At 69.2% G+C, this 11,523-nt stretch carries 8 protein-coding genes; 7 read left to right on the top strand and 1 reads right to left on the bottom strand.

From position 1 onward, the window contains the following. The first annotated feature begins 253 nt into the window (after positions 1-253). On the top strand, positions 254-2,047 hold the full coding sequence (locus tag ACIBO2_RS15105; protein WP_358539386.1) for a VanW family protein: 1,794 nt from the start codon (positions 254-256) through the stop codon (positions 2,045-2,047). A 22-nt stretch (positions 2,048-2,069) separates the two neighbouring features. Here the strand turns inward: ACIBO2_RS15105 and ACIBO2_RS15100 are convergent, their stop codons facing one another. Further along, positions 2,070-3,164: a PQQ-dependent sugar dehydrogenase gene (locus tag ACIBO2_RS15100; protein WP_397297393.1), complete on the bottom strand. Its 1,095-nt coding sequence runs from the start codon at positions 3,162-3,164 to the stop codon at positions 2,070-2,072. 29 nt (positions 3,165-3,193) lie between these two features. Here ACIBO2_RS15100 and ACIBO2_RS15095 point away from each other — a divergent pair, with 29 nt between their 5' ends. The 6 genes from ACIBO2_RS15095 (at position 3,194) to ACIBO2_RS15070 (ending at position 11,342) form a co-directional block, all read left to right on the top strand. Then, positions 3,194-4,102 carry a 2-hydroxyacid dehydrogenase gene (locus tag ACIBO2_RS15095; protein ID WP_358539391.1) on the top strand — a complete coding sequence of 303 codons (909 nt, stop codon included), beginning with the start codon at positions 3,194-3,196 and terminating at the stop codon, positions 4,100-4,102. Positions 4,103-4,339: 237 nt separating this feature from the next. Next, entirely contained in the window at positions 4,340-6,973 is a 2,634-nt protein-coding gene (locus tag ACIBO2_RS15090; protein ID WP_358539394.1) for an EAL domain-containing protein, read from the top strand. A gap of 202 nt (positions 6,974-7,175) precedes the next feature. Then, entirely contained in the window at positions 7,176-8,912 is a 1,737-nt protein-coding gene (locus tag ACIBO2_RS15085; RefSeq protein ID WP_358539397.1) for an acetolactate synthase large subunit, read from the top strand. Continuing rightward, the gene (gene ilvN / locus ACIBO2_RS15080) at positions 8,909-9,433 is read left to right on the top strand and encodes an acetolactate synthase small subunit (protein WP_225292071.1); all 525 of its coding nucleotides are present in this window, start codon (positions 8,909-8,911) and stop codon (positions 9,431-9,433) included. The genes ACIBO2_RS15085 and ilvN overlap by 4 nt, the downstream gene beginning before the upstream one ends. A gap of 22 nt (positions 9,434-9,455) precedes the next feature. Next, positions 9,456-10,439 carry a ketol-acid reductoisomerase gene (ilvC, locus tag ACIBO2_RS15075; RefSeq protein ID WP_357950756.1) on the top strand — a complete coding sequence of 328 codons (984 nt, stop codon included), beginning with the start codon at positions 9,456-9,458 and terminating at the stop codon, positions 10,437-10,439. A gap of 666 nt (positions 10,440-11,105) precedes the next feature. Continuing rightward, entirely contained in the window at positions 11,106-11,342 is a 237-nt protein-coding gene (locus tag ACIBO2_RS15070; protein ID WP_358539400.1) for a hypothetical protein, read from the top strand. Positions 11,343-11,523: the final 181 nt, after the last annotated feature.

The following is an 11,523-nucleotide window of genomic DNA, read 5'->3' as shown; positions in this document are numbered from 1 at the left end:
AGCGGGAGGAGATTGAGGCGTGCGTAACGCCGGACCGATCGAATCGCCGACCGACCCTTTCGCTTCAGTGCCTCTGCCCATGTCAGGCGGTAGCAAGAAGCCACGGGTCGAGGGCTTGCCCCCGGGAGTTTCCCGTGACATCTTCGGGCCGCCCGGTCAGCCGGAACCCCGGCCGGCGGCTCCGAGCGTTGCGAACGGCTCCAACGGGCAGAACGCCCAGAATGGCCCGAACGGCAGCGGCGCCCTGCCGCCGGTGGCGCCTCCGCCCCAGCCGTGGCCGGTGAACGAGGGGCGCTGGCAGGAACCGCCCGCCCCCGTGTTCGGTGTTTCCGGCTCTGAGCGGCTGCCCGCCTTCATCGACCCGGAGCCGCCCCGCCGCCGTCGCCTTCTGCCCGCGTTGGTGCTGCTCGTGGTGATCCTGGCGGTGCTGGCGTACCTGGTACCGGCCGTACTCATGTCGGGGTCCGTACTGCGGGGCACGCGCGTGGCCGGTGTGGACATCGGCGGGCTCACCGTGACGCAGGCGGCGGACAAGCTCCGCACCGAGCTCGCGGCCAAGATGAACAAGCCCGTCGTCGTCGACATCGCCGGGCGCAAGGAGACCATCCAGGCCGACGAGGCCGGCCTGGAGCTTGACGTGGTGAGCACGATCGGGCAGGCGCCCAGTGGCTTCCCCGGCCCGGTCGAGGTCTGGAAGGGGCTGACCGGCACCACCGAGCTCCAGCCGAAGATGACCATCGACTCCTCCCAGCTGGCCAGGACCGTCGAGGGCCTGGCGGAGACCTACGACAAGAAGCCGCGCGACGGCCGGGTGGCCTTCAAGAACGGGCAGCCGGTCTCGTCGGAGCCGCGCGACGGTGTGGTGATCGACCGGCCCGACGCCGTCCGGGTGATCACCGACGCCTTCCTGCGCGGCCGCGACTCCGCCGTCCTCACGCTCAGGCCCGCCAAGCCCGACACCACGCCGACCGCCCTCAAGCAGGCCGAGGCCGCCGCCAAGCGGGCGGTCGCCGCGCCCCTCACGCTGAAGCTCGGCGCCAAGCAGGCCCAGCTGCTCCCGGCCGTGATCGCCGCCAACCTGACCTTCGTCTCCGATGACGACGGCGGGCTGACCCCGCAGTTCAACGCCGCGGCGGCGCTCTCCTCGGTGGAGAGCAAGCTCGTCGACGCGGCGCAGGCGCCGCAGGACGCCACCTACCAGATCGTCAACGGCAAGCCGGTGCTGGTCCCCGCCCACCGCGGCAGGGGGATCGACGCCAAGCAGCTGGCCCGCGACGTGGCCAAGGTGGTCAGCGGCAACGGCGCGCGGATCATCCCCGTGACCCTGTCGGTGGTCCCGCCGAAGGTGACCACCGAAGAGGTGACGGGGCTCGGCATCAAGACGAACATCGCCGAGTTCACCACGACCTTCGACTGCTGCCTGCCCCGCGTGACGAACATCCAGCGGATGGCCGCCCAGGTCGACGGCTACCTGGTGAAGCCGGGGGAGACGTTCTCGCTCAACGAGGCCGTGGGCGAGCGCACCGTCGAGGGCGGCTACGTCCAAGCGGGGCAGATCGTCGGCGGCCGGATGGTGCCCATCGTGGGCGGCGGTGTCTCGCAGTTCGCCACCACGATGTACAACGCGGCCTTCTTCGGCGGGTTCGATGACGTCTCCCACACGCCGATGGACTACCACGCCGCCCGCTACCCGGCCGGTCGCGACGCCGCCCTGCTGTACCCGGACCTGGACCTCAAGTGGCGCAACGACTCCGACTTCGGCGTGCTGATCAAGACGGCGTCTACCGGGACCTCGGTCTCCGTGCAGCTGTGGAGCACCAAGCGGTACGACAAGATCGACGCGGTCGAGTCGGAGAAACGAGACTTCACCCCGTTCCGCCGCGAGACCAGCTCCGCCCCCGGGTGCATGGCCACGGTCGGCGAGCAGGGCTTCACGATCGACGTGACCCGCGTGTTCATCAAGGACGGCAAGGAACTCAAGCGGGACAAGAAGCTGACCACCAAGTACCGGCCGCAGGCGCAGACCACGTGCGTCGCCGGTAACTAGCGCGGCTAGGAGCGGCTTGGGTTCACGGACAGGATGCGGTCGTCGCCGTCCCTGGGGTCGCCCCGGCCGTCCTTGTTGCTGGTGGACAGCCACAGCGTGCCGTCGGGGGCCGTGGCCAGGCCGCGGAGCCGGCCGTACGTGTCGGTGAAGTGGGCGACCGGCGTGCCGGCCGAGCCGTCCTGGCTGAGAGGGATCTGCCACAGGCGACCGGCGTGCCGGCCGAGCCGTCCTGGCTGAGAGGGATCTGCCACAGGCGCTCTCCGCGCAGCGCGGCCACCCAGAGCGAGCCGGCCGCGTAGGCCGCGCCGGACGGTGAGGCCTCCGACGTGGGCCAGGTGATGATCGGGTTGACGAACCTCGGGTCGTCGCCCTTGCCCTCCACCTCGGGCCAGCCGTAGTTGGCGCCCGGCTTGATGAGGTTGACCTCGTCGAAGGCGTTCTGGCCGAACTCCGAGGCGTACAACCGGCCCGCCGGGTCCCAGGCCAGGCCCTGGACGTTGCGGTGGCCGAGGCTGTAGACGAGCGTGCCGAACGGGTTGCCGGGCGCTGGGGCGCCGTCCACCGTCATGCGCAGGATCTTGCCGCCGAGGGAGTCACGCCGCTGGGCGAGCCGCCGGTCGCCCGTCTCGCCCGTGGTGGCGTACAGGAAGCCGTCGGGCCCGAACGCCAGCCGGCCGCCGTTGTGGATGGCGCCCTTGGGGATGCCGCGCAGGATGACCTTCGGGTCGGACACGGTGTCGCCGGTGAAGCGGTAGCGGACGATCCGGTTGTCGTCGGCGGCGGTGAAGTAGACGAAGACCTGATCCCCCTTGACCGCCACGCCCATCAGCCCGCCCTCGCCGTCCGGGGTGACCCCGGCGATGCGGCCCACCTCGGTGACCTTGCCCGTCGGCGTCACGCGCAGCAGCCTGGCCGTGTCGCGCTCGGTCACCAGCGCGCCGCCGCCGGGGACGAAGGCGATCCCCCACGGCACCGCCAGATCACGCGCCACCGTCTTCGGCTCACCGGGCGGCGGCGCGGCGGCGACGGCCGCGTCCGGCACCGCCCCTCCGGCACTGGAGCAGGCGGTCAGCACAGCGAGCAGCATCAGAGTCATGAGCTTTCCCATGTGTTCCATACTTCCTCCCTAGCCGTAAGGTTCTCGGCATGAAGATCTGGGTCCCGTCTGATGCCGTTGCCGGGGTTTTGACCGATCTCCCCGGAGCGGAGTGCGACGTTTATGACGGTACGGGGCCGGTTCCCGATGGCGTAGGCCAGGTGGAGGTGTGGATCCCGCCGCTGATCACCGTTCCGGACGTGCCGGGCCTGCTGGCCGCGATGACCTCGCTGCGCCTCGTACAGACCGTGAGCGCGGGCGTGGAACCGTACCGGCCCCACATGCCGGACGGCGCGGTGCTGTGCAACGCGCGCGGCGTGCACGACGCCGGGACCGCCGAGTGGGCGGTCGGCGCGATGATCGCGGTGCTGCGGGAGTTCCCGGGGTTCGTCGACGCGCAGCGGCAGGGGGAGTGGACCTACCACCACACGGACGTACTGGCCGATTCCACCGTGCTGATCGTGGGCTACGGCTCCATCGGCGCGGCGCTGGAGCGGCGGCTCGGCGGCTTCGAGGTCGAGGTCGTCCGGGTGGCCAGGAGCGCGCGTGACGGCGTGCACCCCCTCGACGAGTTGCCCGCGCTGCTCCCGGCCGCCGACGTCGTGGTGCTGCTCGTGCCCGCCACGTCGGAGACCGCCGGGATGGTCGACGCCGGGTTCCTGGCCCGGATGAAGGACGGCGCGGTGCTGGTCAACGCGGCGCGCGGCGGCGTCGTCGACACCGACGCCCTCGTCGCGGAGCTGAAGACCGGCCGGCTGCGGGCGGCCCTGGACGTGACCGCCCCCGAACCCCTGCCGGCGGGCCATCCCCTGTGGAGCGCGCCCGGCTTGTTGATCACCCCGCACATCGCGGGCAGCACCCCCGCGTCCGGGCGGCGCATGCTGCGCCTGATGCGCTCGCAGCTCCTCCGCTACCTGTCCGGTGAGCAGCTGAACAACATCATCACCGACACGTATTGAGAGGATTCCGGAACGTGGCTGGCCCGTGACCTTCGGTGCGTACGGTTGCCTCTAACTGAGGATTCCTGACTCGCTGTCAAGTGAATCTTCGGGGCAATTGGTCTGTGTGGTTATCAGATCGGTGACGACATCGCCGTTGTCACCACCCGCACACCCGCAAACGCACACACTGGCGATGTGATCGACCGGACTTCGGCGATCACTGGACAGCGTTCGAGACGGGATGGGCTAACGACTGTGATCCGCTGGCGTGATCCACGGGCACCGCTGACCGCCGCGGCGGCGTTCGGTGCGGCGGGGTTCGCGGCTGCGCTCCTTGCGGGCGGCCCGGCTCTGCTCACCGGCGCGATCTCCGGACTCCTCGCGGCGCTGCTCGCCGCGATCTCCCTGCTCGTCGCCTCGGTCAAACTGGACGAGCACCGCTCGACCGCGATGGGCGCCCGCTGGATGGGCAGCGGCGCCATCATCTGGGCCGCCGGAGTCGGGGTGCGTCCGATCGCCGACACCTCCAGCGTCGCGGTGAGTTTCGCGGACCTGCTCGTGCTGCTCGGCGTGGTGCTCACCGCGGGCGGCGTCCTCATCGCGGCCCGGCGCAGGCTGCCCGCCACCGTGGTGCTGCGCCACGTTACCGGCGCCTACCTGTGCGCCGCCTCACTCTTCGTGATCGCCTGGGTGGTGGCGCTGCGGCAGGTCTACGCCGAGGCCGCCGACCCGGCGATGTTCACCTTTGCCATGCTGCCACCGATGATCGCGCTGTTGGTGACCTGCGCCGTGATCCCCTCCGTGATCACCAGCAGGACCGCGGCCTGGCCGCTCGGCCTCGCGGGCACCGGCGTGCTCGCCACCACCTCGGTCGCCGGGGTGGCGGCCGCGACCGCGCGCCTCACCGGCGGTGTGCCGCCGACGTGGAGCATCATGATCGCGCCCGTCGCGTTCCTGCTCCTGGCCGCCGTGCCCTGGGGGCCGCGCCCAGCCGAGCCGCAGACCCGCGCGAGTGGCAGCGGCATCGGCAACCTGATCGCGACGGTGCCGATGGCGCTGGTCGCGGTCGCGACCTGCACGCTGCTGGTGCACCTGGTGGGCGGCCAGCCGCAGACACCGGTCACCGGCGTCGTCGTGCTCATCGCCTCGGTGGTCCTGCTGCTGGTCGTACGCCTGTTCGTGCTCGCCGCCGCCAACATCCGGCTGCGCAGGAAGGTCTCGCTCGGCGACCGGCAGCTCAGGGAGCTGGCCGAGAGCACGGGCGACGTGGTGTTCATCTGCGACTACGACGGCCTCATGTACGAGATCGGCGCCGGGATGCAGGTCACCTACGGCTACCGCCCCGAAGATCTCGTCGGCGGGTCGATCTTCGACTACATCCACCCAGAAGACGTCCCCGGCATCCAGGCCGCGCTGAACGCGATGGGCCTCGACGACGAGGGCGCCACGTCCGGCGCCTGCCTGATCGCCTGCCGCGTGCGCGCGGCCGACGGCACCTGGCGGCCCACCGAGTCCGTCGCCACCCGCCACGTGGGCGGTGAGGACCAGCTGCTGGTGACCACCCGGGACGTGAGCGACGAGGAGGCCCTGCGCAACCAGGTCGTCCACCTGACCTTCCACGACGGCGTCACCGGGCTGCCCAACCGCTCCTACTTCGAGGAGCGCACGCGCGAGGTGCTGTCCGGCCGGATGTCCGGCCACGTGGCGGTGATCTTCCTCGACCTCGACGGGTTCACCTCGGTCAACGACTCCGTCGGCCATGCCAGCGGCGACTACCTGCTCGGGCAGGCCGCGCGTAGGCTGCGCGGGGCCGTACGCCCCGACGACACGCTCGCCCGGTGGGGCGGCGACGAGTTCGCGGTGCTGCTGGAGACCGGCGGTGAGGCGCAACCGGCGGTCGACCTGGCCGAGCGGTTGGTCAGGGCGGTCTCGCAGGAGCCGTTCCGGGTGGCCGACCGCGACGTGGCGCTGACCGCGAGCGTGGGGGTGGCCTTCGTCGAGGAGGACATGCCCTCGGGCGATCTCATCCGCAACGCCGACGTGGCCATGGCCAGGGCCAAGGAGCTGGGCGGGCGCCGAGTGGAGGTGTTCGCCGCGCAGATGCACGCCGACGTGGTGCGCAGGCTGGAGCTGGCGGCCGACCTGCAGCGGGCGCTGATCGAGCACCAGTTCGCCATCGAATACCAGCCGGTCGTCGACCTGGCCACCTCCCGGGTGACCGCGGTGGAGGCGCTGGTGCGGTGGTGGCGCGGCTCGGAGTTCGTCCCGCCGGACCAGTTCCTCGGCCCGGCCGAGGACACCGGCCTGATCGTGCCGCTGGGCGAGTGGATCCTGCACGAGGCGTGCCGCGAGGTGGCCGCCTGGCGGGCCTCCTCCTGGGACATCGGGCTGTCGCTCAACCTGTCGGCCCGCCAGATCACCGCGCCGCGCTTCGTCGAGACGGTCGAGGAGGCGCTCGCCGAGAGCGGGCTGCCCGCCTCCGCCCTCACCCTTGAGGTGATCGAGGAGATGCTCGTCGAGGACGCCGAGGAGACGGTCAAGCGGTTGTCCGAGCTGCGCGCTCTGGGCGTACGCCTGGCCATCGACGACTTCGGCACCGGCTACGCCTCGCTGGCCTTCCTCAGGCAGCTCCCGGTCGACATGATCAAGATCGATCCGTCGTTCGTGTCCGGGCTGGGCCGTGACGAAACCCTGACCCTGCTCACCCGCACGATCGTCCGGCTCGGCCACGACCTGGGTCTCATCGTGGTGGCCGAGGGCATCGAACGCCCTGAGCAGCTCGAACTCCTGCGGGAAATGGGCTGCACCAGGGGCCAGGGTTTCCTGGTGGCGCGCCCGATGGCGGCTCGCGGAGTGGACTCGCTGATGAGGACCAGTCTCACGGTTTGAGACATCTGTCCCAAGAAGTTGACATCAGGGCCTCCACAGGGGCTAAGGTGTGGCCATGCTTCGCAGTGAGATCCTCGTAGTACTTCGCCGGCGCGCAGGCCGATAGCGAAGCACTACAGCCTGCGCGCCGCCCCACTCCCACCCTCGGGTGGATGGGGCATTTTTTATGTCCTTAAGGTGTAGCCACGCAAGGAACGAGCCGATGACCGAACGGATGACAGGTGCACAGGCCCTGGTCAGGGCGCTGGAGCACGTGGGAGTCGACACTGTGTTCGGGATCCCCGGCGGCGCCATCCTGCCCGCCTACGATCCCCTGTACGACTCGACCAAGGTCCGGCACGTGCTCGTACGGCACGAGCAGGGCGCGGGCCACGCGGCCGAGGGATACGCGCAGGCCACGGGCAGGGTCGGGGTCTGCATGGCGACCAGCGGACCGGGTGCGACGAACCTGGTCACGCCCATCGCCGACGCCTACATGGACTCGGTGCCGATCGTGGCGATCACCGGCCAGGTGGCCAGCGCGGCGATCGGCACGGACGCCTTCCAGGAAGCCGACATCTCCGGCATCACCATGCCGATCACCAAGCACAACTTCCTGGTCACCGATCCGCTGGACATCCCCCGCACGATCATGGAGGCCTTCCACATCGCCTCCACGGGCCGTCCCGGTCCGGTGCTGGTCGACATCTCCAAGGACGCGCTGCAGGCCGACACCACCTTCAGCTGGCCGCCGATCATGCAGCTGCCCGGCTACCGGCCGGTGACCAGGCCGCACTCCAAGCAGATCCGCGAGGCCGCGAAGCTGATCGCCGAGGCCAGGCGTCCGGTGCTCTACGTGGGCGGCGGCGTGCACAAGGCGGGCGCCTCGCCCGAACTCCTCAGGCTGGCCGAGCTCGCCAACATCCCGGTCGTCACCACGCTGATGGCGCGCGGGACGTTCCCCGACAGCCATCCCCAGCACATGGGCATGCCGGGCATGCACGGCAGCGTCACGGCCGTCGGCGCGCTGCAGAAGGCGGACCTGCTCATCGGCCTGGGCGTGCGCTTCGACGACCGGGTGACCGGCCAGCTCTCGACGTTCGCGCCGCACGCGAAGGTCGTCCACGCCGACATCGACCCGGCGGAGATCTCCAAGAACCGCCACGCGGACGTGCCGATCGTGGGCGACTGCAAGGAGGTCATCACCGACCTGATCGCCGCTGTCGAGGCCAGTGGCCAGCAAGGCGACTACGCCGACTGGTGGAAGCTGCTCAACGGCATGAAGGAGACCTACCCGCTCGGCTACGAGGAGTTCGAGGACGGGTCGCTGGCTCCCCAGTACGTCATGGAGCGGCTCAGCGCCATCGCCGGGCCCGACACCTACTACGTGGCGGGCGTGGGGCAGCACCAGATGTGGGCCTCGCAGTTCATCGACTACGAGAACCCCGGCACGTTCATCAACTCCGGCGGCCTCGGCACGATGGGGTTCGCCGTGCCGGCCGCGATGGGCGCCAAGATGGGGCAGCCGGACAGCACCGTGTGGGCCATCGACGGAGACGGCTGCTTCCAGATGACCAACCAGGAGCTCGCCACCTGCGCCCTGGAGGGGGTGCCGATCAAGGTCGCGGTCATCAACAACGGTAACCTCGGCATGGTCCGCCAATGGCAGACGCTCTTCTACGACCAGCGCTACTCCAACACCAACCTCCAGTCGACGCGTCGCATCCCCGACTTCGTCAAGCTGGCGGAGGCATACGGTTGTGTCGGTCTGCGTTGCGAGCGGCCGGAAGACGTCGACGAGACCATCAAGAAGGCCATGGAGATCAACGACGTGCCCGTCGTGGTCGACTTCGTGGTCCACCAGGACGCGATGGTCTGGCCGATGGTCGCGGCGGGCACGAGCAACGACAGCATCAAGATCGCCCGTGACATGGCGCCGAAGTGGGAGAGCGAAGAATGAGCAGGCATACGCTTTCTGTGCTTGTCGAGAACAAGCCGGGCGTGCTCGCGCGCGTGTCCGCGCTGTTCAGCAGGCGTGGCTTCAACATCGACTCGCTGGCCGTCGGGCAGACCGAGCACGACGACATCTCACGCATGACCATCGTCGTGAGCGTCGAGGAGCTGCCGCTGGAGCAGGTCACCAAGCAGCTCAACAAGCTGGTGAACGTCCTCAAGATCGTCGAGCTCGACCCGACCCAGTCCGTGCAGCGCGAGCTCATGCTGGTCAAGGTCAAGGCCGACGCCGACAGCCGCTCGCACGTGCTGGAGCTCGTCCAGCTCTTCCGCGCCCGCTGCATCGACGTGGCGGCCGACGCCGTGACCATCGAGGTCACCGGCACTCCCGACAAGCTCGAGGCCTTCGTCAAGGTGCTCGAACCGTTCGGGATCAAGGAGCTCGTCCAATCGGGCATGGTGGCCATCGGCCGCGGCGCCCGTTCCATCACCGACCGGTCCCTCAGGGCACTGGACCGTACCGCCTGAAAGGTTTATGCAAGTGACCGAGATTTACTACGACGACCAGGCCGACCTCTCGATCATCCAGGGGCGTCACGTGGCCGTGCTGGGGTACGGCAGCCAGGGCCACGCCCACGCGCTCTCCTTGCGTGACTCGGGTGTCGACGTGCGCGTCGGCCTGCCGGAGGGTTCCAAGAGCCGGGAGAAGGCCGAGAACGACGGTCTGCGTGTCCTGACGCCTTCGGAGGCGGTCGAGGAGGCGAACCTCACGATGATCCTGGCGCCGGACCACATCCAGCGTCACCTGTACGCCGAGCACGTCGCGCCGAACCTGGTCGAGGGTGACGCGCTGTTCTTCGGCCACGGCCTGAACATCCGCTACGGCCTCATCGAGGCCCCCGAGGGTGTCGACGTCTGCATGGTCGCCCCCAAGGGTCCGGGTCATCTGGTGCGGCGCCAGTTCGAGGCCGGGCGCGGGGTGCCGGTTCTGGTGGCGGTGGAGAAGGACGCCTCGGGCAAGGCGCTGGATCTGGCTCTGTCGTACGCCAAGGGCATCGGTGGCACCCGGGCCGGGGCGCTGCGCACCACGTTCACCGAGGAGACCGAGACCGACCTGTTCGGTGAGCAGGCCGTGCTGTGCGGCGGTGTGTCGGAGCTGATCAAGGCCGGGTTCGAGACGCTGATCGAGGCGGGCTACCAGCCCGAGGTGGCCTACTTCGAGTGCCTGCACGAGATGAAGCTGATCGTCGACCTCATGTACGAGGGCGGCATCTCGAAGATGTACTGGTCCGTCTCCGACACCGCGGAGTACGGCGGCTACACCCGTGGCCCGCGCGTCATCACCGACGAGACCCGCGCCGAGATGCGCCGCATCCTGGGCGAGATCCAGGACGGGACGTTCGCCCGGCAGCTGGTGGAGGAGTTCGACGGCGGCCAGAAGGAGTTCACGCGGCACCGCGAGGAGCTGGCCGAGAACCCGATCGAGAAGACCGGCGCCAAGCTGCGCCCGATGATGAGCTGGCTCAAGGCATAACCAAAGGGCCTCGCTACGCTCGGGCTGTGCTTTCTTTGGGGCTACAGGCGAGGTCCTCGTTTTGGGGGCTTCGCCCAATGGCTCGGGCTGTGTTTTGTGGGGGGCTCGGCGCCCCCCACCCCCCCACAAGGGCGTGGTCCTCGCTACGCTCGGGCGTTTGCCCGAGGCGAGGGCTGCGCCCTCGCGCTGTCGCGAGGTGCGGCTGCTTGGGCCTCCATCCTGGCCGAGCCGATGAGGTCCCTCGCGTGTGTCGGGCGACACGTACCGAGTCCGGTACCCCCAAAGGGGTTCATCGCATCCACCCGGACGCGACGGCCAACGGCCATAGGTGGAACGCAGCCAATGATCGGAACGACGAAACCGCAGTAACGACGGGGATGGATGCGCGCCCGACCGAATGGCGTGGCGGTCCAGCCTGAGAAAACCTCACCACCTAATGGCGATGTCTCTTTCATGTTCCGTCACTCGTCCGCGCTGAGCGAGCACGGCCGGAAGCGGGAGGGCGGGCGTGGTCGACGCCAAGCAGGAAAGCGCGCTTGGCCTTCGCGCATCAGTGAGGCGGACGAGTGTGTGGCTCGGCCTGTGCTTTGCCGGAAGTTCTTGAGAAGAGTTACGGAAGCCTTGTCTGCGACGCTCTTCGCGTAACCGAGCGAAGGCAGGTTCTCCATGCGGAACAAGGTCGTGAGCGTGGTGGTGTCAGCGGCCGCCCTGACGATGGCGGCGACACTCTGCACCAGCGTGTCCGCGAGCGCGGATGTGGCCACGACAAAGAAGGCCCACATCATCAGCACGCACAGGACCCTCGCGGAGTGCGAGAAGGCGGGCAAAAGGTACTCCGGAGACGGCGAGTACTGGGACTGCCTGTGGGACAGCCCGTTCTGGGCGCTCTGGGCCACGATCTAACGCGACCGCCGGTCCATGCTCTGGGGCCGGACCTTCCTTTGTGTCATGCGGGAGAGGTCGGCCGCAAGGGCGATAGCTGCTGATATTGACTAGATCACTTGATATGTCTTGCCGCTCACCCGGCTCGTTCGCCGCTGCGATGATCTCTGTGCATTGCCCCAGTGGTGAAAGGGAGTCAAGA

The sequence above is a fragment of the Nonomuraea sp. NPDC050022 genome, assembly GCF_044460705.1.
Taxonomy (GTDB): Bacteria; Actinomycetota; Actinomycetes; order Streptosporangiales; family Streptosporangiaceae; genus Nonomuraea.
The sequence above is the reverse complement of the archived record's forward strand: the minus strand, read 5'-3'. Positions and strand labels throughout refer to the sequence as shown.